Below are 24,182 nucleotides of genomic sequence, written 5' to 3' on the forward strand. Positions count from 1 at the left end.
CGGGGTGTCGGACCCTCTGAAGAACGCCCACGTCCTGGTGACCGGTGCCACCGGATTCGTCGGTCAAGCCGTCGTGGAGAAGCTGCTCGCGACCTACCCGACGACGCGGATCACGCTGCTCGTGCGCCCGCGCGGCGCCCTGACCGCCGAGGACCGGGTACGCAAGCTGCTGAAGAAGCCCGTCTTCGGGCCGTGGCGTGAGCGCATAGGTGCTGACACCGCCGAGGCCCAGCTGGCCGAGCGGATCACCGTCCTGGCCGGCGACCTGGGCGACGTGCCCCCGCTTCCCACGGACCTGACCCACGTGGTGCATTCCGCCTCCACGGTCTCCTTCGACCTGCCGATCGACGAGGCCTTCGCCGCCAATGTGGGCGGGCCGGTGAGCCTGTATGAGGCGCTCGAAGCGACCGGTGCGGATCCACACGTGGTGCACGTCTCCACGTGCTACGTGGCGGGCCTGCGCAAGGGACTGGCCGAGGAGCGCAGCCTCGACCACGATGTGGACCGTCGCGTCGAGACCACGCGCGCGTTGCGGGCTCGCGAGTCCGCCGAGGCTGCCTCGCGTCGCCCGCAGGTGCTCGACAAGATCGTCGCCAAGGCTCGCGCGACCCACCGTCGCGCCGGGGCCCAGGCCGTGGCGCAGGCAGCGGAGGAAGCGCGCCGGGCGTGGGTGAACGATCAGCTCGTCACCGCCGGCCGGACCCGCGCCACCTCGCTCGGGTGGCCGGATGTGTACACCTTCACCAAGGCACTCGGTGAGCGGGTGGCCGAGGATCTGTGGGCCGGTGCCGGGCACCGCCTGTCGATCGTGCGCCCGACCATCATCGAGAGTTCGTTGCAGCACCCGTTTCCCGGCTGGATCGACGGGTTCAAGGTGGCCGACCCGCTGATTGCCGCCTACGGGCGCGGCATGCTGCCGGAGTTCCCGGCGCTCGCGGACTCCATCCTGGACGTCATCCCTGTCGATCATGTGGTGAACGCGATCCTCGCCGCGGCGGCGAGCCCGCCGGAGGTCGCGGAGGAGCCCGACGAGGCTGCGGCCACGAGCGTGGCTCCGCACACGAGGGCCGCCTACTATCAGGTGGCCTCCGGCAGCCGGAACCCGCTGCGGTTCGGCACGATCCTGCGGCTGCTGCGGGAGTATTTCGAGCAGCACCCGCTCACCGGTGATGACGGGTCGTTCGTGCAGGTGCCGAACTGGACCTTCCCGCACGGGCCGGCGGTGCAGCGGTCGCTGCGTCGCCGGGAGATGGCGGTCGATCTCGCGGACTCGCTGGTGGGCAAGTTGCCGCCGAACGAGACCACCCGGTCCTGGATCTCCTCGGTGTACAAGGCCAAGCGCGACCTCGGCACCCTGCGCAAGTTCACCGATCTGTACCAGGCGTACACGCAGACCGAGGTGGTCTTCGACGACACCCACACGCACGCCTTGCATGAGGCTGTCCCGGCGGAGCGGAGCGAGGAGCACGGCTTCGACGTGTCCGCGATCGACTGGACGTACTACATGAAGGAGGTGCACGTCCCGAAGGTGCCGGGGCTGATGCGCGCACGCCGGCCGCACAACAAGCCGAGCACGAGCGCGAAGAGCCTGCCGCAGCGAGAGGACGTGCTCGCCGTCTTCGACCTGCACGGCACGGTCGCGTCCGCGAGCCTGATCGAGCACTACGTGTGGGTCGAGCTCGCCGCCAAGGGAGCAGTGCCCGCGCTGCGCGGGCTGGGCGGCATGGTCGCCTCCTCGGGCACCTACCTGCAGGCCGAGTGGCGTGACCGTGGTGATTTCATCCGCTCGTTCATGCGCCGCTACGCCGGGGTGGACGAGGCGGTGCTGCGCGAGGTCATCGCTACCAAGGTGACGCCGTCGCTACGGGCGCGGTTGCTGGCCGAGGCCACCGAGCGGATCGCGCTGCACCGCGCCGCCGGTCACCGGACGGTGCTGGTCAGTGGCCAGATCGACGTGTTCGTGGAACCGCTCGCTGACATGTTCGATGTGATCGTGGCCGGGCAGATGGAGAAGGATTCCGGCGGTCGCTGGACCGGCCACCTGGCGACCTCGCCGCTCGTGGACGAGGCGCGCGCCTCGTGGCTGCGCCGGTACGCCCGCGAGGAGGGGATGGATCTGGCCGGCTCCTACGCCTACGGCGACACCTACGCCGACCGGCCCTGGCTGGAGGTGGCGGGAAAGCCGAACGTGGTCAACCCGGACGCCACTCTGTACCGCTACGCCCGTGAGAAGCGCTGGCCGGTCCACTCGTGGACCACGACGGCGGAAGGTAGGTTTTCGCCCGTCCTCCGTTCGCTGGGGTCGCGTCGATGAGGGGCAGGTCTCACACCACGCCGGTTCCGATCGCCGGGACTGCGATGGTGACGGGCGGGACTTCGGGGATCGGCTTGGCGTTCGCGCGGGCACTGGCCGCACGTGGATGCGACCTGGTGCTGGTGGCGCGGAACCGCCAGCGCCTTGACGCCACGGCCGAGGCGCTGCGCTCCGAGCACGGTGTGGCTGTGGAGACGCTCGTGGCCGACCTGGGCAGGCGCGGGGACGTCGACGTCGTCGCCCGGCGTCTCGAGGACGCGAGCGCGCCGGTGGATATCCTGGTCAACAACGCCGGGATGGGCGTGCACACGCCGCTGACGTCCACCGAGATCGCAGTGCACGACGAGGCGATCGACGTGATGATCCGGGCGGTGCTCGTACTCGGCGGTGCGGCGGCGCGGACGATGGAGCAACGCGGTAGCGGCATCATCGTGAACGTGGCCTCGGTGGCCGGCCAGGTGGCGATGGGCTCCTACTCGGCGATCAAGTCCTGGGTGGCGACGTACTCGGAGTCCCTCAGCCTCGACATGGAGGGCAGTGGGGTGCAGGTGATGACCCTGATGCCCGGGTGGGTGCGTACGGAGTTCCACGAACGCGCGAAGATCCGGACGAGCTCGATCCCGGACGCGCTGTGGTTGGACGCGGACGATCTGGTGACCGACTGCCTGGCCGACCTGGAACGGGGGCGGACCAGGTCGATACCATCCAAGCGGTTCCGGGTGATCTCGTGGCTTGCGCAGCGCCTGCCTCGCGCCCTGGTCCGCAGAGCGACGGCACGGATCAAGAAGGGGCGCCGATGAGCACGAGGGACGAGCGCAAGCGCACCTCGCGCTACCACTCTGCCGTGCACCGGTGGGCCCGGTACATCGCGCAGCGATTCATCTTGCGCCCGATCGTGTTCTCGAACGTGCGGGTGACCGTCGAGGGTGAACGGCACGTGGCGGACCTCGACGGTCCCTTCATCGTGGTGGCCAACCACTCCAGTCACCTGGACGCCCCACTGTGCATCACGGCGCTGCCGTATTCGGTGACCAAGCACGTCGCGACGGCGGTGGCGGCCGACTACTTCTATCGCTCGACCTGGCGCAGCTCGCTGACGTCGCTGTTCTTCAACTCCTACCCGGTCGAACGCGGTAAGGCGCGCGGGAAGTCGTCTGGACTGTCGGTCTCGCTGTTGCGGCAGGGGGTGCCGTTGCTGATCTTCCCGGAGGGGACGCGTTCGCGCACCGGTGAGATGGCCGACTTCACGCCCGGTGCGGCAGCCCTGGGCCGGGCGTTGCGGGTGCCGATCGTGCCGGTGGCACTGGTGGGTGCTCACGATGCGATGCCGCCGGGCACGTTCTGGCCCAAGACTGGCCGGATGCCGGTGAAGGTGCTGATCGGCAAGCCGGTGCGGGTGCGCCCTCGGGAGGCGCTTGCTGACCTGAACGCACGACTGACGGCACGGGTACGGGCGATGCACACGATGCAGACGTCGTACGTGCTGGTCACCGATGACGACCGTCCGTCCAACTCTGGTGAGTCGGAGCTGCCGGACGCACAGGAAGGGATCTCATGAGCGACGTCGTTCACCAGAAGTGGTGGGGCTGGGGTGTGGAAGGTGTGGCCTTCAACCCTGACAACAAGCCGGGCTTCGCCCCGTTCGTCCGCAAGGTGATCGGGATCGATGTGACCGGGCCCGCTGGGAGCCCGCCCTCGTTCGATGAGTTGGACGTTCCGGCCTCGCGCCTTCCGGATGAGCTGGGCGCGACGTTGCGTCGGCTGGTGGGCGACCACCAGGTCACCACGGACGACATGGATCGCGTGGTGCACACCTACGGCAAGGGTTTGCGCGACCTGGTGCGGGTGCGTGCCGGTGACCTGCCGCGGGTACCGGATGTGATCGTGTACCCGGCGAACGAAGACGAGGTCCGCGCGATTGTCGACGCCGTGGTGGATGCCGACGCCGTGATCATCCCGTTCGGTGGCGGCTCGAACATCTCCGGGTCGCTGACGCCGGAGGCGGACGAGGACCGCACCGTGGTCTCGCTCGACCTGGGGCGGTTGAACCGGGTGCTCGAGATCGACTCCGATGCCGGGCTGGCACGGGTGCAGGCCGGTGGCCTGGGCCCGGACCTGGAGGAGCAGCTCACTGAGCGCGGCTGGACGATGGGGCACCAGCCGGACTCGTTCAAGCACTCCACTCTCGGTGGCTGGATCGCAACCCGGTCCTCGGGCATGCAGTCCGACAAGTATGGCGATATTGCCGAGATCGTGCGTGGCATGACGGTGGTGCTGCCGGGCAAGGTCGTGACGCTGCGCCCGCTGCCGAGCACGTCCACCGGTCCGAGCGTGCGAGAGATGATCCTCGGTTCGGAGGGTCGCCTCGGGGTGATCACCGAGGCGTGGGTGCATGTGCACCGGCTGCCGGAGAACCGCGAGGTCATCGCTTACCTCTTCCCGAACTGGGCCGCGGGGATCGCTGCGATGCGCGACATCTCGGTCTCGGATGCGACGCCGTCGATCACCCGCGTCTCGGACGCGAATGAGACGGCCTTCTCGCTGGCTACCCGCAAGGAGTCCAAGGGCTTGTCCTCCAAGGTGGGCGAGGGGCTGTTCGAGCTGCTCCGCCGCCGCGGATGGGACCTGGAGAAGGTCTGCATCTCCTACATCGGCTACGAGGGCGGTTCGGCGAAGGTCCGTGCCGACAAGTCCGAGGTCGGGAGAATCGTCGGCAAGCACGGCGGTATCAAGCTCGGCAAGGGCCCGGGCGCGATGTACGACCAGAAGAAGTTCGACACTCCGTACCTGCGGGACTTCCTGCTCGACCGGGGCGCCCTCGGCGACGTCTCCGAGACTGCTGCCCCGTGGTCACGCCTGGGTGAGGTCTACGTCTCCACCGTGCGCGCGGCGAAGAAGGCGTACGAGGAGGTGGGCGTCCAGGGGTTCATCATGTGCCACCTCTCGCACTCCTACCACTCGGGTGCGTGCCTGTACTTCACGTTCGCCTTCCCGCCGCGCGAGGATACTCCGGAGCTGGAGCAGTACGACGTGGTGAAGTCGGCGATCCAGCAGTCCTTCATCGACCACGGCGGGACCCTCTCCCACCACCACGGGGTGGGCACCGACCACGCCCCGTGGATGGAGCAGGACATCTCCGAAGCCGGTGTGGACCTGATGGTGGGACTGCTTTCCTCGGCCGACCCGGGCCGCAACCTGAACCCGGGCACGCTGCTTCCGCCCGAGCGGGAGTGGTGAACCGCCTCCACCCGCGCGAACGCTGACTTGTTCGGCATCTGACGCACGGATGCCGAACAAGTCAGCGTTCGCGCAGCAGCGGGCCCCTTGCCTCCTGGGCCGTGGTGCTCTTGACTGCGTGATGTGACCTCACCGGACGTGGACCACGACCCGAAAGCCACGGTGGGCCCCAACCCTCCCTGGCGCTACGCCGTCGGGATGTTCGGGACCTCGATCCCGATCAACCTGATCAAGGGCTCGATGATCCTCTACTACGTGGACATCCTGGGCCTGGATGTGCGGGCGTACGGGGTGGTGATGGTGATCTACGCGATCATCGACGCCCTCGACAACCCGCTGCTCGGCTTTCTCTCCGATCGCACGCGTACCCGCTTCGGCCGCCGTCGGCCGTGGCTGCTGATCGGCGCGCCGCTGCTGGCCGCGTGCATGATCGCGTTCTTCTCCGCACCCACCTCGCTGGAGGGGATGGGCCTGGTGCTGTGGTTCGCGGTGTTCGCGATTCTGTGCGAGGCCTTCGACTCGATGCTCAACGCCAACTACGGCGCCCTGCTGCCGGAACTGTTCCCGGCCGAGCGCCGCCGGGCGGTGGCGAACTCGCTGCGGCAGGGATTCCAACTGGTGGCTCTGGTGATCTCCCTCGCCGTCACGCCGCTGCTGACCACCAGCGTGTTCGGCACTGAGACCACCACCGAGGGCTTCACCACCACGGCGATCATCTACGGCGCGATCGCGGTGGTGGTGATCTCCTTCATGGCCCTCTCGGTCCGGGAGAACCCGCGCTACTCCACCCGCGAACGCCCCCGCTTCCTGCCCGCGATCGGCTCCGTGCTGCGCAACCCGCTGTTCTGGCAGGTGGGCCTGGTGGGCGCCTGCTACGGCATCGCGATGGCGCTGGTGCTCAGCGGTGTGCAGTTGTACGTGCGCTACAGCCTCGGCCTACCCGTGGCCAACGCGCTGTACCTGCAGGGTGCCGTGATTGGTGTGACGGCCCTCGCGCTGCTCGCCTGGACGCGGCTCGTCGCGCGGTTCGGGGCGCCGCGGATGTGGCGGATCGCGTTCCTTGTCCTCGCCGGCGGATTCGTCGCCCTGTTCTTCGCTACGGATCTACTCACCGGAATCCTCGCCGGGGTCGTGCTGGGCCTGGGCTGGTCCGGCATGCTCGCCACCAACGACCTCATCGTCGCGCGTGTGCTCGATGGCGACGCCGCCCGCCATGGGGAGCATCGCGAGGGTCTGTTCCTCTCCGCGTTCGGGTTCTTCGGCCGCCTCAACGGCGTGGTCACCGGGCTGGCGCTGACCTCACTGGGCGTGTTCTTCGGCTACAACTCCGGCGACGATCCCGGCACCGACCCGGGCTTCGCGTTCCGCGTCTACCTCACCGTGTATCCGTTCGCGCTCACGGTGATCGGCGCCGTCGCCTCCCGCTTCGTGCGGCTCCCCGAGGCCGGTGCGCCGCGATGAGACGCCTGGTCATCACCGCTGACGACCTGGGGCGGGACGCCGCCACCACCGCAGAGATCGTCGCCCTGGCGCGCGAGGGACTAATCACCGCCACCACGGTGATCGCCGTCGCTCCCGCCTCCGCCCAGGCAGCCGAGCAGATCACGACGGCGCAGGTCGCCACCCGTGTCCACCTCACGTTGACGAGTGAGACCAGCGAGACCAGCGAGTCGGGCGTGGCTGCGTGGCGACCGCTCGCCGACGTCCCGAGCCTGGTCGAGGCCGACGGGAGCCTGACGACCGATCCGTACCGGCTCGGCGGGCGCGGCGAGACCGAGGATGTGCGCACGGAGCTCGAGGCGCAGCTGGCGTGGGCCCGCGCTCAGGGTCTGCGTGTCACGGCCGCCGACTCCCATGCCGGCGCCCTTTACGGTCTGCACGGACGGTCCTGGCTGGAGCCGGCGCTGCGCTGGTGTGCCCGGCATGGCCTCGGCTTCCGGCTGCCGCGGCAGCTGACCCCGTACCTCGGCGGTCCTGCGCCTGAACCCCTGCGCTCCGCCCACGCGGCTGCCGTGACCCTGGCCGACGAGCTCGGCGTGCCGATCCCGCAGACGATGATCACCAACAACCGCACCGCCAGCGACTGGGGCACCTATGCCGCCTTCCGTGCCGGGATGCTCGCCCGGGTCGCCACCCTGGGTGAGGGCACGAGCGAACTGTTTCTTCACCCCTCGCCGGTATCGCAGATCCGGTCCTGGGAGGCCCGGTTGCTGCGCGATCCGGCCCTACGGGAGACGATCCGTTCCGAAGGCATCACCCTCGTGGCAGGCTGGTGAGCGTGGCTCGCACCGTGCACCGCCGGCACCTCGGCCTGGCCGATCTGCTCACGACGCCGTACCTCGCCCTGCCGTTCGACGTGGCACCTGGGTGCGCCTCGCTCGAGGTGAGGCTCGAGTATGACCGGACGGCCGCCGTCGTGGATCTGGGGTGCGAAGGGCCCGTCGGCTGGCGGGGGTGGTCCGGTGGGGCGCGGGAATCGTTCGTGATCGGGACCGGCCGTGCGACCCCCGGATACCTGCCCGGGGAACTGGAGGCCGGGGAGTGGACCGTGCAGCTGGGGCTGTACCGGTTGCCCGCCGAACCGATCGAGGTGACGGTTACGGTGCTCACCCCAGCCGAGTCCGACGTGGAGCCGGATCCCGCCCCGGTCGCTCCGGCGCAGGCAGCCCCGCGTGGCAGCACCCGCGGCCTGCCCGCCGAGCCCGGGCTGACCTGGTACGCCGGGGACCTGCACGCCCATAGCACCCACTCCGACGGCGAGCAGTCCCTGGCCGAGCTGGCGGCCCTCGGGGTGCAGGCGGGACTGGACTTCCTCGCGGTCACCGAGCACAACACCGTCTCCCACCACCGGCTGCTACCGAACGTGGGACGGGCGCTGGGGATCTCGCTGTTGCCCGGGCAGGAGGTGACCACCGCCCGCGGGCATGCGAACGTCGTCGGGGAGGTGGGTTGGATCGACTTCCGCCGCCCGGCGGCCGAGTGGATCGCCGACGCGCAGGCACGTGGTGGACTGGTGAGCATCAACCATCCGCTGGAGGGGGAGTGGGCGTGGCAGCACCGGCTGGATGCGTGGCCGGAGGCGGTGGAACTGTGGCACGTCACGTGGTTTCGGAATCTGCGTTCCACCGAACCCTGGGGGCTGTGGCCGCACTGGCGCCAAGATGCGGTGCTGCTCGGCGGCAGCGACTACCACCACCCCCGCCACGGGTACCTCCCCGGTACTCCGACCACGTGGGTGGCGGCCGAGTCGCCTGAGCCGGAGGCGATCCTCGCAGCGATCCGGGCGGGGCGGACGGCGATCTCGCATCCGGGTCCGAACTCCGCGGTGCTACTGCGGGTGGGGGAGGAGCTGGTGGCCCAGGGTGCCGAGGGGGCGGTGCTGACCGATGCCGACGGCCGGGCGCAGGTGATCGGGCACGATCGCGCCCGGGTGAGCCTGGACCGGGCGGGGCGGGGACCGTTCCGGCTGACCTCACCGGATCGGGAGCTGCTGGCGATCAGTCCGTGACGCACTGCACTGTGACCCGGCACGCTGTGGGCAGGACCACCCGGCTGTGCACGGACCAGGGGATTCGTTACCTCCCGGACACCCGCTCCGCCGTCGGGGATGTGGACAGGAGGCACCCGTTCTGTGGACAACTCCTCCGTGCCGTGGTGTACCCACACGTCGGTCCCCAGTCCGTACACAGGAGAGGCTCAGAAGTCCACAGCAACACGCCGTCTGCCTGTGGATGACACGCGTGTAACTCGACACGCCAACACAACCCCTTGGGGTCTGCCGCACCAGCCACCACTAGGTGTAGTGTCTTATCTGTCGCTCACGATCGAGGCCGACGTAGCGGCACGAGCGAATCACACGGTTGTAGTTACAGTGCAGGAACTTAGCGGGGCGAGACCGGGTGAGGACGAGACGAAGGATGAGGAAGGGACGCGGAGAACAATGACCATCACCGTCTTCAGCAAGCCGGCGTGCGTGCAGTGCGATGCCACCTACCGTGCGCTCAAGAAGCACGGCCTGGAGTACGACGTGGTGGACATCTCCACCGACGCCGAAGCACTCGAGTCCGTCAAGGCGCTCGGGTACCAGCAGGCACCCGTCGTGTTCGCCGGCGGCGACCACTGGTCCGGTTTCCGGCCGGACAAGATCAAGGCGCTCGCCGCGGCGAACGTCACGCAGTCCTCGGCCGCGCTGGCCTGATCGCACTGATCTGATCGGCCCGACTGGCTGATCGGCTCGAAAGGGGGCCCGCACCGTGCCGGGCATCGTGTATTTCTCCTCCGTATCGGAGAACACGCGCCGATTCGTGGACCGGCTCGAGTTGCCGGCCGCGCGGATCCCGCTGCGGCCGGTGGATGCACCCCTGCACGTGAAGAACCCGTACGTGCTCTTCACGCCGACCTACGGGGGCGGCGACGGCCAGGGCGCGGTACCCAAGCAGGTGATCCGGTTCCTCAACGATGAGCACAACCGGTCCCTGATCCGTGGGGTGGTGGCCGCAGGGAACACCAACTTCGGGTCCGCGTACTGCCTGGCCGGGAGCATCGTGGCACGCAAGTGCAAGGTGCCCCATCTGTACAACTTCGAACTACTAGGAACCGCTGAGGACGTCACGCGCGTCCGTGAAGGATTGGGACAGTTGTGGCTGCAACAGTGACCGAGGACGCCATCGAGGTGGCAGCACCGGACGAGTCCGGGATGGACTATCACGCGCTCAACGCGATGCTGAATCTCTACGGCCCGAACGGCGAGATCCAGTTCGACAAGGACCGGGAGGCGGCGCGGCAGTACTTCCTGCAGCACGTCAACCAGAACACGGTCTTCTTCCACAACCTCGCCGAGAAGCTCGACTACCTGGTCGAGCACGGCTACTACGAGACCGAGGTGCTCGAGAAGTACTCCCGGGAGTTCGTGCAGCGGCTCTTCGACCACGCCTACGGCAAGAAGTTCCGCTTTCAGACCTTCCTCGGCGCCTTCAAGTACTACACCTCGTACACGCTGAAGACCTTCGACGGGAAGCGGTACCTGGAGCGGTTCGAGGACCGGGTCGCGATGGTGGCGCTGACGCTCGCCGACGGTGACGAGGACTTCGCGATCTCCATGGTCGACGAGATCGTCTCCGGCCGGTTCCAGCCGGCCACCCCGACGTTCCTGAACTCGGGTAAGAAGCAGCGCGGAGAGCCGGTCTCCTGCTTCCTGCTGCGCATCGAGGACAACATGGAGTCGATCGCGCGGGCGATCAACTCGGCACTGCAGCTGTCCAAGCGTGGCGGTGGGGTGGCGTTGCTGCTGAGCAACGTGCGTGAGCACGGGGCGCCGATCAAGAAGATCGAGAACCAGTCCTCCGGGGTGATCCCGGTGATGAAGCTGCTGGAGGACTCCTTCTCCTACGCCAACCAGCTCGGGGCGCGTCAGGGTGCGGGCGCGGTGTATCTGCACGCCCACCACCCCGACATCTACCGGTTCCTCGACACCAAGCGCGAGAATGCGGACGAGAAGATCCGCATCAAGACGCTCTCCCTGGGTGTGGTGATCCCGGACATCACCTTCGAGCTGGCGAAGAACAACGAGGACATGTACCTGTTCTCGCCGTACGACGTCGAGCGCGTGTACGGGGTGCCCTTCGCGGAGGTGAACGTCACCGAGAAGTACCGCGAGATGGTCGACGACGGGCGGATCAAGAAGAAGAAGATCAACGCCCGGGAGTTCTTCCAGACTCTCGCCGAGATCCAGTTCGAGTCCGGCTACCCGTACGTGATGTTCGAGGACACGGTGAACCGGGCGAACCCGATCAAGGGCAAGATCACTCACTCGAACCTGTGCTCGGAGATCCTGCAGGTCTCCACCGCGTCGACCTACAAGGACGACCTGTCCTATGACCACGTCGGCAAGGACATCTCCTGCAACCTGGGGTCGCTGAACATCGCGCTCACCATGGACTCCCCGGACCTCGGCAAGACCGTCGGTACGGCGATCCGGGCGCTGACGGCGGTCTCGGACCAGACCCACATCTGGTCGGTGCCCTCGATCGAGCAGGGCAACAACGACTCCCACGCCATCGGCCTCGGGCAGATGAACCTGCACGGCTATCTCGCCCGGGAGCGGATCCACTACGGCTCCGAAGAAGGCGTGGACTTCACCAACATCTACTTCTACACGGTGCTGTTCCACGCGCTGACCGAGTCGAACAAGCTGGCCATCGAGCGCGGGAAGGCGTTCAAGGGGTTCGCGGATTCGAAGTACGCCAGCGGCGAGTTCTTCGACAAGTACCTGAACCAGACGTGGGAGCCGGCCACCGAGCGGGTACGCCAGCTGTTCGACGAGGCGGGCGTGCGGCTGCCCACCCGGGAGGATTGGGCGGCGCTGAAGGAGTCGGTGCAGGCGCACGGCATCTACAACCAGAACCTGCAGGCGGTGCCGCCGACCGGCTCGATCTCCTACATCAACAACTCCACCTCCTCGATCCACCCGGTGGCCTCGAAGATCGAGATCCGCAAGGAAGGCAAGATCGGGCGGGTCTACTACCCGGCGCCGTTCCTGACGAACGACAACCTGGAGTACTTCGAGGACGCCTACGAGATCGGCTACGAGAAGGTCATCGACACCTACGCCGCGGCCACCCAGCACGTGGACCAGGGCCTGAGCCTGACCCTGTTTTTCAAGGACACGGTGACCACGCGTGAGGTGAACAAGGCGCAGATCTACGCCTGGAAGAAGGGCATCAAGACGCTCTACTACATCCGCCTGCGTCAGCTGGCGCTGGAGGGCACCGAGGTGGAGGGTTGCGTCAGCTGCGCATTGTGATCCACGACGGCGGAGCTCACCTCGCGTGAGGCCGTCACCTCTTGCAGGACCTACTCTTCGCGTGAACCAAGGAGCACCACCCGTGTCAGAGAAGCTCAAGCTCGTGAGCAGAGTGTCGGCGATCAACTGGAACCGCATCCAGGACGAGAAGGACGTCGAGGTGTGGAACCGCCTCGTGAACAACTTCTGGTTGCCGGAGAAGGTGCCGCTCTCGAACGACATCCAGTCCTGGCACACCCTCACCGAGGCCGAGCAGCTGATGACCACCCGGGTGTTCACCGGCCTGACGATGCTGGACACGATCCAGGGCACGGTGGGTGCAGTCTCGCTGATCCCGGATGCGCTCACCCCGCACGAGGAGGCCGTCTACACGAACATCGCGTTCATGGAGTCGGTGCACGCGAAGAGTTATTCGTCGATCTTCTCCACGCTGATCTCCACCCAGGAGATCGACGAGGCGTTCCGATGGAGCGAGGAGAACGAGAACCTGCAGCGCAAGGCCGAGATCGTCCTGAACTACTACCGCGGTGACGACCCGCTCAAGCGCAAGGTCGCCTCCACGATGCTGGAGTCGTTCCTGTTCTACTCAGGCTTCTACGCGCCGATGTACTGGTCCTCCCGGGCGAAGCTGACCAACACCGCGGACTTGATCCGGTTGATCATCCGCGATGAGGCCGTGCACGGCTACTACATCGGGTACAAGTACCAGAAGGGTCTGGAGCAGGAGACGCCGGAGCGGCGGCAGGAGATGAAGGATTACACCTTCGAGTTGCTCTTCGAGCTCTACGACAACGAAGAGGACTACACCGAGGCGCTCTACGACCCGCTCGGCCTGACCGAGGACGTCAAGGCGTTCCTGCGCTACAACGCGAACAAGGCGCTGATGAACCTGGGCTACGAGGGGATGTTCCCCAAGGAGGCCACCGCGGTGAACCCTGCGATCCTGTCTTCGCTCTCCCCGAACGCCGACGAGAACCACGACTTCTTCTCCGGGTCCGGTTCGTCGTACGTGATCGGTAAGGCCGTCAACACCGAGGACGAGGACTGGGACTTCTGAACCGCGGTGGATAGAGGCTTGGACTCCCCCATGAGTAGGAAGACCATCGAACCACTCGTGGACAATCTCGACGGCCCAGTCCTCGAACCCGAGGAGGGAACGACCGTCACATTCGGGCTCGACAAGCGGACCTACGACATCCATTCCAGCGCCTGGACCGAGACCTGGGTGGCACCGGGTAGGTGATCACGTTCGCGTGCTCGCCTGAGGTGAGGTCGGGGTTGGGGATTCTCCCCTGGCCCCGGACTCGGTTGCGGGGAGCCGGATAGCGGCGGTGATGCCGCCGTTGGCGTTGGCTGTGATGGTGAAGGTTCCGCCGTGCTGGCGCACGATGCTGTTGACGATGGACAGACCCAGGCCGTGCCCGGGGGAGCGGTTGAGGCGGCTGTCGGTGCCGCGGTTGAAGGGCTCGGTCAGCCGTGAGGCCTCGGCAGACGTGAACACGTCTCCGTCGTTTGTGACGGTTACCAGCGCCGAATGCTCATCATTGGTGACGATCACGTGCGCGTTTCCGCCGGGCGGAGTGTAACGGGCGGCATTGTGTAGGAGGTTGTGCACGGCCTGGAGCAGTAGGGTCTGGTCACCGGACGTGTTCACGTCGCCATCGATGTCGACGACCGTGTGGATGTCACGTTCAACGAAGGCGTGGGCGTGGTCTTCGAATGCGACGCCGACGGTGGTGGAGAGGTCGACGGGGAAGCGTCGCTCGGGCGGCAGCAGTTTCGTCTGTGCGAGGACGAGGAGGGAATCCAGGATCGCCTGCACCCTCCGGGTGCTGCGCACTGATCGCTGGAGGTCGTCGTCCTCGTGGAGGTCGTCTCTGGCGGAAAGCGATTCGAGAGAGGTGCGTAGCACGGCCAGAGGTGTTCGCAACTCATGGGAGGCGTTGGCGGCGAAGCGTTCCTGCTGGGAGAACGCGTCGTCGAGTTGACCGAGGGTGTCGTCGATGGTGTCGGCGAGGTCTTTAATCTCATCGTGCGGCCCGTCGAGATCGAGGCGTTCATCGAGCGTGCTGGCGGTGATGCGGCGGGTGTGCGCGCTGATGTCGGCGACGCGCCGTAGTGATATCCGCGCAGCGCGGTAGGACACGATGGTGCCGGTGGCGATGATCGCCAGCAGGGCGACAGCGGTGACGAGCATGGTGGTGATGATCGTGCCGCTGGTGAGCTGGTAGACCGCTTCGACGACCTCAGGAGCAGCCTCAGCATCGGGTTGGTCGACGGTGACACTCGAGGTGGCGACCGAGGTGAGGACGATCCACTCGGCGACCAGCACGAGACCCGAGATTGCGGTGAGGATGGCTGCGGACGACACCGCGATGCGTGTCGCCAATGAACGGTGCTGAATGGTCATGACGTGCTCTCCAGTCGGTAGCCGAACCCGGCGTCGTGGACGACCAGCTCGGGGGTGAGCTTCTGGCGGAGCGCGTGGACGGTGACCTTGACGACGCTGCGGGAGATCTCATGCGGGGCGTCCCAGCCGATGTCGAGAAGCCGGTCGACGCTGAGGGGGCGTCCGTCCGCACGAACGAGGGCTTCGAGGATGCCGTACTCCTTCGGTGACAGGCGCACGCGTTCCCCACGGAAAGTCACGGTCTGACGTTCCAGGTCGATCGCAACGTCTCCGTGTCGGATCTGCTGGGCCACGGAGGTGTTGACTCGGCGGCCGAGCGCCCGCACACGAGCGAGAAGTTCGGCGTAGGCGAAGGGCTTGGTGAGGTAATCGTCCGCCCCCAGCTCCAGGCCGGCGACACGGTCCGGGACGGTCTGGAGTGCGGTGAGCATCAGCACCGGCACGGACTGTCCGCTGGTGCGGATCTCGCGGCACACGCTGTCGCCACTCATCCGGGGCAGGTCGCGATCCAGGATCACCACATCGAAGTCGAACTCCGAGATCCGATCCACTGCCTCGACACCATCGAGAGCAGCGGTGACGACGAGGCCGTCACGAGCGAGGGCTGAGCGCACAGCGGCCGACAAATCGACGTCGTCTTCGACGAGAAGAATCCTCATGAGTGCACTCCTCCTTCCTGGAGGTCGTTCGGTGCCCTCAGTCTCCCAGCGGCCGGTTAAAGCCGGGTTAGCAGGCGCCTCACCAGCACCAGACCGCTCATCGATAGACCTTGTGGTGACAGTTCAGCCGTGACAACTGGGAGGCCACCGATGCTGACAAGGACAACGACTGCGAGCCGTATCGCGGCGGGGATCGCCGCGATCGTGATGGGCGTTGCGGCCCTAGCAGGATGCACATCCCATTCCGACAGCGTGGGAGAGCCGTCCCCGGAGGGGGAACGGCTGGCCGGCAGCTACGAAGAGCTGCTGGAGCAGTACCTGGAGCAGGAAGAGAACCCGTTCGTCATCGAGGTGCTGACCGAAGCGGTCGAGACCGGCAGCATCACCCAGGCGCAGTACGACGAGGCTCACCGGATGTACACCGACTGCATGGTCAACGCCGGGTACGAAGAGGAGCACACTCGCCTGGCGTCAGGGATCATCCAGCTCACGCCGCCCGATCTGGAGACCCCGGAAGAGATCGACGCATACATGGAGACCGGCAGCGAATGCTCCGACGAGCTCGCGCCGATCGAGGCTCTTTACGGTACCCAGCAGGGCAATCCGGATCTTCTCGCCAACAACGACGAGGTCGTCGTCACCTGCCTGAAGCGCAGCCAGCTGGTTGACGCTTCCTACACGACCTCGGACTTCCGCACCGATCTCGAGGAACTGTTCAAGAACGCCTCCTACAGCCCGAACGACCCAGCAGCGCAAGAGTGCTTCTCGGCTGGCGGATACGCCATCGGGATCGAGGAGTGATGTCCCGACGTGGCAGCAAGATCACCCTGGTCGGGATGTGTGCGCTCACCCTCGCCGGGACGGCAGGGATCGTCGGCTACGCGCTTCGCCCGGCTGAGTCTCCTGAGCTACTCACCCCCGCGGCAGCAGAGACATCCGCGCCGGTGGTCAGCCAGCCGTTCGACGACACCCACCGGGTGCAAGTACGGCTGGTCACGTCGGAGATCGAACCCCTCGTCCTCCAGCAGGCCGGCACCCTGACTGCCTCGTCGTGCGAGGGCGGCGGGTCGATCGCGTCCGGAACGCTCATCGCGCGCGTCGACGACCGACCGGTGATCGCGCTGCACACCGCGGTACCTCTGTACCGCGATCTCGCTTGGGGTGACGAGGGCACCGATGTCGACGCGCTGCAGTCCGAGCTCGCGCGGCTGGGCTATCTGTCGGGGGATCTCGTGGACGGCTACTACGGGTGGAACACCTCCCACGCAGTTCAGCAGCTGAGAGTCGCCGTCGGTGGCACCAACGGCGAGAACATCACGCAGCGCGCCGAGTTCGTCTGGCTGCCGGCCCCGGACGTCACCGGGCTGGCCTGCGAGGCCCGCGTCGGGCAGGACGTGAGTCCAGGGGCCGCGCTCGCCAACGCCGAAGGTGCACTCGAACGACTGGAGATCGAGACCGTGCCCGACGCACTCACCCCCGGTGCCCGTACCCTGACGGTCAACGGCGTGACCGGACCGGTATCGGAGACCGGAGTCGTCGACGATCCCGAGACGCTCGCGCAGATCGCCGCAGACACCGAGCTGATCGCCGCGATGCGCGCCGAGCCCGGCACCACCGTGACCGGCAACCTTGCCCTCGCCGAGCAGATCGACGCCTACACCGTCCCCGTTGGCGCGATCGTCGACGACGGAGACCAGCAGTGCGTCCAGGCCGACGAAACCACACACCTCGTCGACCTTCTCGGCTCCGCACTCGGCTCCGCCGTGATCTCCTTCCCCGACACCGATGCCCGGGCGCCGGAGACCGTCACCATCGGCACCGCTCTCACCGAAACCCGCTGCGATGACTAGGGCACCCGAGAACCCCACTCGCAAACACCCTGTCGCGCAGATCCGCGCGGACCGACTCAGCCACGGCTTCCGTGACGCACCGCTGCTGTTCACCGGACTCAGCTTCGAGGCCGCCTCCAGCGACGTCATCGGCATCTGTGGCCCATCCGGAAGCGGCAAGTCCACGCTCCTGTCGATCTTCGCCGGCTGGGAGACACCAAGGGGCGGCAGCATCACCACGACCCGCATCGAGACCATCAACTGGGTCTTCCAGAACCCGCACGGCGTCGCTCACCGCACCGCGATCGACCACGTTGTCTTCCCCCTCCTTGCCGCTGGACAGGACCGAGCCACGGCTACAGAGATGGCGATGCCCATCCTCGAATCGTTCCACCTGGCAGAGATCGCAGATCGCGACTTCCGCGACATCTCCGGCGGAGAAGCACAACGCCTCATGCTCGCCCGCGCCGTCGCCACAGGTCCCGATCTCCTCCTCGTCGACGAACCCACCGCGCAGCTGGACCTACGCACCTCCACGACCGTGAACGCCACTCTGGGCGCCGTCGCCCAGAATGGCGCGATCGTGCTCATCGCCACCCACGACCCCGGCACCCGCGACGCCTGCACCCGGGTCATCGACCTCGACGACTACACCACCGGCGACACCGGGGCCGCAGCATGAGAGTCACCAGCATCCTCTCCGAAGCATGGCGCAACGTCATCACCGGCACCGCCCGCGTGCCACTGTTCGCCGCGCTGATCGCGCTCTCGGCCGGCCTCGCGGCGTCCGCCGACATCACCACCGTTCACACCATCCACAACAACGCCCGCTCCTACATCGACGCAGGGGGCGCGACCCAATACATCCTCGCTGAGAATGGCGTCAACACGACCGCCTGCGAATCCCTCGCCACCTACAGTGCCGTCAACGCCTCCGGCTCGCTACGACAGACCGCGGACATCACCATCGATAGCCTGCCCGGCTCAAGCTTCCAGACCTATGAAGTCAGCACGGGATTCGCACGCATCCTCGGTATTCCGAGCAATGGGACCGGCGTGTGGGTCTCGCACGAGTTCGCGCAGACACTCGGGGCCACCACCGGCACGACCCTGACCTCCGAAGGCGAAACCCTGCAGATCACAGGCATCTTCGACTACCCCGACGACGGCCGCGACAGCAGACTGGGATACGCCTTCATCGTCCCCGTCCCAGAAGACACAGGCGCCTTCAACGAATGCTGGATGAAAACCTGGCCGCAGCTGGACGACACGGACGCCCTCCTCCACTCGACACTCTCCGCACAATCCGACGGAACCGACGTCGCCATCTCCCAGCTCAACAAGAGCGTCGGAGCACACTTCGACGGCCCCGCCCAGTTCGCTGAACGCCTCACCCGCTGGTCCCCACTCGCCGCGGCGATGGCGGGCGCGCTCCTCGGTCTCGCATGGACACGACGCCGCAGACTCGAACACGCCGCATCTCTCCACGCCGGGCAGACCCGCACTGCGATGACCACGACCGCCCTCCTCGAGACCCTCGCGTGGGCCATTCTTGGGACAGCGCTCACTGGGGCAATCACGACTATCGGGGTCATGACGCTGATTCCGGAAGACATGGGGTGGGCCATCCCCTGGCCTTTCCATCACTGCTTACCGCCGTCAGTGGCTCCCTGCTCGGAGCACTCATCGGAACCCTCCTCGTCAAGGAAGCCGATCTGTTCCGATACTTCAAGGAGCGATGAGAGCTGCTTTTCCGCAGAAGCCCAGGGGGCCACACGTGCGACCGTAGACGCCAGGGCAGGTTCAGTGGCGTGCCGACGCTCGGTCTTGCGAAGACTTATCGACATAAAACAGGAGGACGAGGACTGGGCGTTCTGAGAGAGCAAGAACTGGGACTACTCATCCAGTAAGAGCCCGGTGCTGTGCTCCGTCTGCTACCGCACGGAAGCCGTGACGGTGAACTTCGGATCCCGCACGATCTGTCGGGTGGTGCCGACGCTCGCCTCCAGCTGCGGCCGGTAGCGCAGGTGCGAGTTCCACACGCACCACAGTTCGCCACCGGGTCGCAGTACGCGGGCCGCGTCGGCGAACAGGCGTGGCGCGATCCGAGCGGTGACCGCAGCGCCGGAGTGGAACGGCGGATTGAGCAGAATCAGATCGGCCGACGCATCGGACTGGGCGCCGAGTGCGTCGTCCCGGACCGCGGTGACGCCGGGCGGCCCGCTGAGAGGTGAATGCGGAGCCGATCCGCTCCCAGCGGCGACTCCGTTGGCCATAGCCGTCGCGGTTGCCGACGCGACGGCCGCGACGGACTGGTCGGTGGCGATCACCCGCGCATCGGGGTGCGCCCGTGCGTAGGACACCGCGAGGACACCCGTGCCGCACCCCAGGTCAATCACCCGCGACGCGTCCGGCGCCTGGTCGAGCACGCTGAGCAGCAGACGTGTGCCGATGTCGACGCCCGCGCCTGCGAACGCGGCGCCGTGTGCGCAGATCGTCAGCCCTGTCGCCTCGTCGTGTTCTGTACGGGGCCAGGTCAGTGCGCCGGGGCGAGCGCGGCGTCCGCTCGGGCCCGGGCGTTCGGCGGACGGTTCTACGCGGGCTCGAGGGTCCGATGCGCGCAGCACCCTCGACTTGCCGACGCCCCTGTCGGCTGTGACCGTGGCGAAGTACCTGGCCAGCGCACCGTTCATCGCGGGTGTCATGTGCTTCACTCGCCCGCCCGCAACGACGTGAACCGCCGGGTCGGCGTGATTCGCAATCAGGCCCGCGATCTCGTCGAGCGCTCCGAGCGACCGCGGTAGCTGCATCAGCACGAGCGTCGCGCCTGCGAACAGATCGCCGTCCAGCGGGTGCCAGGTCACTCCTGGCACCACGATGCTGTCGACGTCCGACGCCTGCGCCAGCCCGACGGCGACCGCGTTCAAGCGCGCCGCTCGCTCTCCGGAGAGAGCGTCCTGATGTACCAGTACTCGGAAGCCTGCGGCAGCCAGTGGCAGCGCCAGCGCCCCATACCGATCCCCCACCACGACCACGCTCCCGACGTGTGACGTTGCCGTGGGTGCTTCCGGAATGTGCTGCTTCGGATGCCCGAATGCGCGCGACGGGCGCATCTCGCGAGCGGACTCAGGACGATCGAGGCCAGCCGATTCCAGAATCAGCCGATCGCTTGCGTCGGCGGCCACCAGATCGTGCGCCTCGACATCCGGCCGCCGCCGCATCCGTGGGGCGAACGCGTCGAACGCTTCGCGGACCGTCGACGCCATGCCGCCCACACTAGGGCACCTCGACCGCGCGTCCGCTGGCGGCGAGAATGCTCCGCCTGGTCTCATCGGTTGGGTAGCATAAGCGAGAATAGGTCACTGGTTGTTCTCGCTTACAGGCAGGCGCGCACCATGAACGAGCTTTCTTTCCCCGCGCACGGGCACGAGGTGCTCCCATGGGTCTCCCGCACCGGCGCTCGTTCAGAGGCGCGGGAGTACACCGCGTCGATCCCGCCGATGATCGCGGACCTTCCCTTGCGGTGCTCGGGCGTCGTCGAGCAGGAGAGCCGGGCAGCGCAGATCGACATCGCGGTCCTGGAACGCACCTTCGCTGATCAGATCACCACGCTCGAACCGTTCTTGCAGCGCACGGAAGCGATCGCCTCGTCCCAGATCGAGGAAGAGCTCACGACGGTTGACCAGCTGGCGCGGGCGCAGCACGGCATCGCCGCACCCAGGACCGCCCGTACCGTCAAGGGAGCGATCGATGGCCTCACTCTGATGGTCAGTCGCGCCTCCGATGGGATCGACCTACCTGACATCCTCGAGGCGCACCGGCCGCTGATGGCAGGCGACCCCGAGGAGAAGTGGGACGCCGGCACGCTCCGGAGGGTGCAGAACTGGATCGGAGGCTCGAACCGCTCACCGGTGGGGGCGGTGCACGTGCCGCCCGAACCTGGCCGAGTGCCCGAGCTCATGGACGATCTGATCGCATTCATGCGCCGCACCGACATCGACCCGATCCTGCACGCAGCGGTCGCGCACGCACAGTTCGAGTCCATTCACCCCTTCACGGACGGGAACGGTCGCATCGGCCGCTCCCTCATCAACGGACTGTGGCGCTACCGCGGTGTCACGACCCGCATCGCCGTGCCCGTTGCGTCAGCCATCGTGGCTGATCGCGACTACTACTTCGCACTGATCAACGCCTATCGCAGGGGTGAGGTCGAACCGTTCGTCCGCTACCTGGCTGAAGCGACTTCACGAGCAACTGCCGAGGCGGGCGTATCGGCGCAGCGGCTCATCGCCCTGCCCGAGCGGTGGCATCAGCGGGCGCACCCCCGGGCAGGGTCGGCGGTGGCTGCGCTGCTGCCGTTGCTGCCGAGCAACCCCATCGTGGATGTGCGGGACGTGATGCACCTGACCGGAGCCTCCCGGGCTCGCGCATACGCAACCATCGAGCGACTCACCGAGGCCGACGTGCTGCGACCGATCACTCAATCCAGGAGGGACATGACCTGGGGAGCCGGTGAGGTCCTGGACGAAGCCGACCTGATGGTGGACAGGCTCCGGTTGCGTTGACGAGGGGCGTTTTTCGATGGGCGTCAGGGCCGCGTGCCGATCGGCACACCGGTCACGGACTGCTCGATCGGGCGACGACGAGCGATCGTGGGCAGTTACAGACAGGATCGACCGGGCCCGCTAGGCTCACATGGTCAATCCGACTTCTGAGGGGGCTTGTTTTGCCTTCGACTCCAGGTGTCCCTGGCTCGAACGCATCCCGGAGGGCCCGTCATGCCCTGATCGTCGGCGCCGCGGCGCTGGCACTACTGCTCATGCCGCCCGTCCCCGCGAACGCCGACGTCTCCGACCTGACGCCGCCACCCGATGGGTGTCCCGCCTACGACGTCGGCGCCGTCGCGATGGAGAACACCACCGAAACGCAGACCCTCAGTCTCGACGTCGACGGGCCGGTCCTCCAGGTCATCATCGAATGGGCCGGGATCTGGCAGTCCGCGCCGCCCGACCCCACGATCGGCGTCGAGGTCGATGGCCCGCAAGGTGCGCTCGCCGGTACCTACCTCGGCACCGAGTCGACGGACGAGACCGGCCTGTCCGGTAGCCCGGAGCCCACCGCCTACGGCTACGTCGCTGACATCACCGACCTCTTCGGTTCCGGCGACGCCGGTACGTACACCGTCGACGTGACCCCACCCGTCGATGGCATCGACGACGGCGAGAACCGCTGGGGTGGCGCCACGGTGACCGCGGTCTACGACAGTTCGCCGTGTGAGGATGAGGCCACGGCGATCTGGCAGAGCGGTATCGACTACTACTTCGGCGGCAACAGCACGTCCTCGCCGACGACGGACCTCCTCGTCTACGACTGGGGTTACCCGCTGGCCGAGGACTACACGGCATCCTTCGCCATCTCGAAGACCGGGTCGGACCACGAGACCGCCGACTGCCGAGCCTCATCGATCTGGACGGCCACGGGCGCCGGTGCGGCGCCGGCGACCACCGATGACCTCGTCGACGACAACGGAGCGCCGACCGTGCCCGGCAGTGTCGAGGGCATCAAGTATCCGTTCGCTCCGCCGAATCAGCCCTGCCCAGACGCAGAGATCGCCACACCCGTCGTGTCGTTCTCGGGTGGGAACGTCGGCCTGGCGCAGTCGCTCGTCGAGTTCGAGATGGTGATTCCGGCCGGTTCGACCTGGGTGGCGTTCCAATTCGAGTCCCCGCGCGACAACGGCGGGTTCACCGGCGAGCCCGAGGCAGGGGCCTGGAGCGGCGCCGGACTGCTGATCCTGCCGGCGCCTCCGGCGCCTCCGGTGCCGGAGATTGCGCTGGAGACGACGGTCCTCGACGGCGCTGATGCCACCTGCCCCGGCGTGGAGGGCGCCGACGAGCTGGTTTCGGGTGAGGCCGGCGCTCCGGTGACGTACTGCTTCACGGTCACCAACACCGGTGAGGTGCCGCTGGACCCGGTGGAGCTGGACGATCCAGACCTCGGCATCACCGGCGACGACATGACGCTTGTCTCCGGTGACGACACCGCGCCGCTCGAACCGGGCGAGGGGGTCGTCTACGCCTACGACTCCACGATCACCGGTGATCTGCTGAACACCGCAACCGTCACCGGATACCCGGTGAGCGGTGACCCAGTGACCGACACGAACGATGCGGCAGTGCAGCAGTACGTGACCAGCGCTGCTCTCACGCCGTTCTGTGAGTCGGACGCCCCGTACCTCGGGTACGACATCCAGACCAACGCTCCCGGAACGACGGCGACCCTCACCTTCACCGGCGACGGCGGCTCCGAGTCGGTCACGGTCGGAATCGGCACGGGTGAGGTGCTCTGGCCGGGTGCCGCGGTCGGCGCCGACGGGGCCGGAAGCGACTGGCCTGGCTGGGACCAGGATGCCGACGGCACATGGTCCGAGAATCCGGACTCTCCCGATGCGTGGGCGCGTGGGGACGTGGAGATTACGGTGACGGTCAATCCGAGTACGGAGCCGGTCACCGTCGCCTACCCGCCGGGCACCGAAACCTGCTCGACGGCACCGCCCCCGAACGTACCCACGCCGAGCGAGCCTTTGCCGAGCGAGCCCCCGCCGTCAGGCTCGCCCACGCCCACTCTTCCTGAGACGGGGACCGCCGACCCGGCCAGCGCGGCCGGCCTAGCTGCTGCTTTGGCGCTGCTGGGCACCGCGCTCGTGGTCTTCTCCCGCCCCTCACCCGTTTTGCGTGCGCCCTCCCACGCTGGGTGACTAACTGGGTGACATCGCACCTCCTGGCCCCCGCCGGCGTTCGGCCTCTACCTCGCAACCGACGGTTTCGGAGCTCCACGTCCGGCAGTTTCGGAACTCGCAAAGCCGGCAGACGCCACCCAGGGCATCACGCTCGAGGTCCAGGGCGACACCCGCGCGCGTCTTGTGGCTGAC

The 24,182-nt window shown here is 67.2% G+C and carries 21 protein-coding genes; 18 read left to right on the plus strand and 3 right to left on the minus strand.

Annotation, left to right across the window (positions count from 1 at the left end):
• Nucleotides 1-4: 4 nt before the first annotated feature.
• From FV560_RS02970 to FV560_RS03025, 12 genes are all read left to right on the plus strand, one after another.
• A complete protein-coding gene (locus FV560_RS02970) occupies nucleotides 5-2,314 on the plus strand; it encodes an HAD-IB family phosphatase (protein WP_235019885.1) in 2,310 nt (769 codons plus the stop codon).
• Entirely contained in the window at nucleotides 2,311-3,114 is an 804-nt protein-coding gene (locus FV560_RS02975) for an SDR family NAD(P)-dependent oxidoreductase (protein WP_159619077.1), read from the plus strand. Before FV560_RS02970 ends, FV560_RS02975 begins: the two co-directional genes overlap by 4 nt.
• Nucleotides 3,111-3,872 (plus strand): lysophospholipid acyltransferase family protein, encoded by a 762-nt coding sequence (locus FV560_RS02980; RefSeq protein WP_159619079.1) that lies wholly within the window; start codon nucleotides 3,111-3,113, stop codon nucleotides 3,870-3,872. The genes FV560_RS02975 and FV560_RS02980 overlap by 4 nt, the downstream gene beginning before the upstream one ends.
• A complete protein-coding gene (locus FV560_RS02985) occupies nucleotides 3,869-5,551 on the plus strand; it encodes an FAD-binding oxidoreductase (protein WP_159619081.1) in 1,683 nt (560 codons plus the stop codon). Before FV560_RS02980 ends, FV560_RS02985 begins: the two co-directional genes overlap by 4 nt.
• Nucleotides 5,552-5,674: 123 nt before the next feature.
• Nucleotides 5,675-7,012, plus strand: coding sequence for an MFS transporter (locus FV560_RS02990; RefSeq protein WP_235019886.1), 1,338 nt, complete (start codon nucleotides 5,675-5,677; stop codon nucleotides 7,010-7,012).
• A complete protein-coding gene (locus FV560_RS02995) occupies nucleotides 7,009-7,827 on the plus strand; it encodes a ChbG/HpnK family deacetylase (protein ID WP_159619083.1) in 819 nt (272 codons plus the stop codon). Before FV560_RS02990 ends, FV560_RS02995 begins: the two co-directional genes overlap by 4 nt.
• 2 nt (nucleotides 7,828-7,829) lie before the next feature.
• Entirely contained in the window at nucleotides 7,830-9,059 is a 1,230-nt protein-coding gene (locus tag FV560_RS03000) for a CehA/McbA family metallohydrolase (RefSeq protein WP_200837501.1), read from the plus strand.
• A gap of 432 nt (nucleotides 9,060-9,491) precedes the next feature.
• Nucleotides 9,492-9,749: a glutaredoxin-like protein NrdH gene (nrdH, locus tag FV560_RS03005; protein ID WP_159619085.1), complete on the plus strand. Its 258-nt coding sequence runs from the start codon at nucleotides 9,492-9,494 to the stop codon at nucleotides 9,747-9,749.
• A 55-nt stretch (nucleotides 9,750-9,804) separates the two neighbouring features.
• Complete coding sequence (gene nrdI / locus FV560_RS03010; protein WP_159619087.1) at nucleotides 9,805-10,206, plus strand: class Ib ribonucleoside-diphosphate reductase assembly flavoprotein NrdI; 402 nt, start codon at nucleotides 9,805-9,807, stop codon at nucleotides 10,204-10,206.
• 41 nt (nucleotides 10,207-10,247) lie between these two features.
• Nucleotides 10,248-12,353, plus strand: coding sequence for a class 1b ribonucleoside-diphosphate reductase subunit alpha (nrdE, locus tag FV560_RS03015; protein WP_200837521.1), 2,106 nt, complete (start codon nucleotides 10,248-10,250; stop codon nucleotides 12,351-12,353).
• An 82-nt stretch (nucleotides 12,354-12,435) separates the two neighbouring features.
• The gene (gene nrdF, locus FV560_RS03020; RefSeq protein ID WP_159619091.1) at nucleotides 12,436-13,410 is read left to right on the plus strand and encodes a class 1b ribonucleoside-diphosphate reductase subunit beta; all 975 of its coding nucleotides are present in this window, start codon (nucleotides 12,436-12,438) and stop codon (nucleotides 13,408-13,410) included.
• 30 nt (nucleotides 13,411-13,440) lie between these two features.
• Nucleotides 13,441-13,596: a hypothetical protein gene (locus FV560_RS03025; RefSeq protein ID WP_159619093.1), complete on the plus strand. Its 156-nt coding sequence runs from the start codon at nucleotides 13,441-13,443 to the stop codon at nucleotides 13,594-13,596.
• On the opposite strand, the gene FV560_RS03030 is transcribed toward FV560_RS03025, so the two are convergent.
• Both FV560_RS03030 and FV560_RS03035 read right to left on the minus strand, forming a co-directional pair.
• Nucleotides 13,597-14,763: a sensor histidine kinase gene (locus FV560_RS03030; RefSeq protein WP_159619095.1), complete on the minus strand. Its 1,167-nt coding sequence runs from the start codon at nucleotides 14,761-14,763 to the stop codon at nucleotides 13,597-13,599.
• Nucleotides 14,760-15,422, minus strand: coding sequence for a response regulator transcription factor (locus tag FV560_RS03035; RefSeq protein ID WP_159619097.1), 663 nt, complete (start codon nucleotides 15,420-15,422; stop codon nucleotides 14,760-14,762). Before FV560_RS03035 ends, FV560_RS03030 begins: the two co-directional genes overlap by 4 nt.
• Nucleotides 15,423-15,674: 252 nt before the next feature.
• On the opposite strand from FV560_RS03035, the gene FV560_RS03040 reads away from it, so the two are divergent.
• From FV560_RS03040 to FV560_RS03055, 4 genes are read left to right on the plus strand one after another with little or no spacing between them, the layout of a single operon-like run.
• Nucleotides 15,675-16,223 carry a hypothetical protein gene (locus tag FV560_RS03040; RefSeq protein ID WP_159619098.1) on the plus strand — a complete coding sequence of 183 codons (549 nt, stop codon included), beginning with the start codon at nucleotides 15,675-15,677 and terminating at the stop codon, nucleotides 16,221-16,223.
• Nucleotides 16,223-17,272, plus strand: coding sequence for a peptidoglycan-binding domain-containing protein (locus FV560_RS03045; protein WP_159619100.1), 1,050 nt, complete (start codon nucleotides 16,223-16,225; stop codon nucleotides 17,270-17,272). Before FV560_RS03040 ends, FV560_RS03045 begins: the two co-directional genes overlap by 1 nt.
• A complete protein-coding gene (locus FV560_RS03050) occupies nucleotides 17,265-17,933 on the plus strand; it encodes an ATP-binding cassette domain-containing protein (protein WP_159619102.1) in 669 nt (222 codons plus the stop codon). Before FV560_RS03045 ends, FV560_RS03050 begins: the two co-directional genes overlap by 8 nt.
• Entirely contained in the window at nucleotides 17,930-19,129 is a 1,200-nt protein-coding gene (locus tag FV560_RS03055; protein WP_159619104.1) for a hypothetical protein, read from the plus strand. Before FV560_RS03050 ends, FV560_RS03055 begins: the two co-directional genes overlap by 4 nt.
• 56 nt (nucleotides 19,130-19,185) lie before the next feature.
• Here FV560_RS03055 and FV560_RS03060 read toward each other — a convergent pair whose 3' ends face one another.
• Entirely contained in the window at nucleotides 19,186-20,517 is a 1,332-nt protein-coding gene (locus FV560_RS03060; protein ID WP_200837502.1) for a class I SAM-dependent methyltransferase, read from the minus strand.
• A 129-nt stretch (nucleotides 20,518-20,646) separates the two neighbouring features.
• Here FV560_RS03060 and FV560_RS03065 point away from each other — a divergent pair, with 129 nt between their 5' ends.
• On the plus strand, nucleotides 20,647-21,816 hold the full coding sequence (locus tag FV560_RS03065) for a Fic family protein (protein ID WP_159619106.1): 1,170 nt from the start codon (nucleotides 20,647-20,649) through the stop codon (nucleotides 21,814-21,816).
• A gap of 254 nt (nucleotides 21,817-22,070) precedes the next feature.
• Nucleotides 22,071-24,008 carry a DUF7507 domain-containing protein gene (locus FV560_RS03070; RefSeq protein ID WP_159619108.1) on the plus strand — a complete coding sequence of 646 codons (1,938 nt, stop codon included), beginning with the start codon at nucleotides 22,071-22,073 and terminating at the stop codon, nucleotides 24,006-24,008.
• The last annotated feature ends 174 nt before the right edge of the window (nucleotides 24,009-24,182 follow it).

The sequence above is a fragment of the Ruania rhizosphaerae genome (assembly GCF_009805705.1).
Lineage (GTDB): Bacteria > Actinomycetota > Actinomycetes > Actinomycetales > Beutenbergiaceae > Ruania > Ruania rhizosphaerae.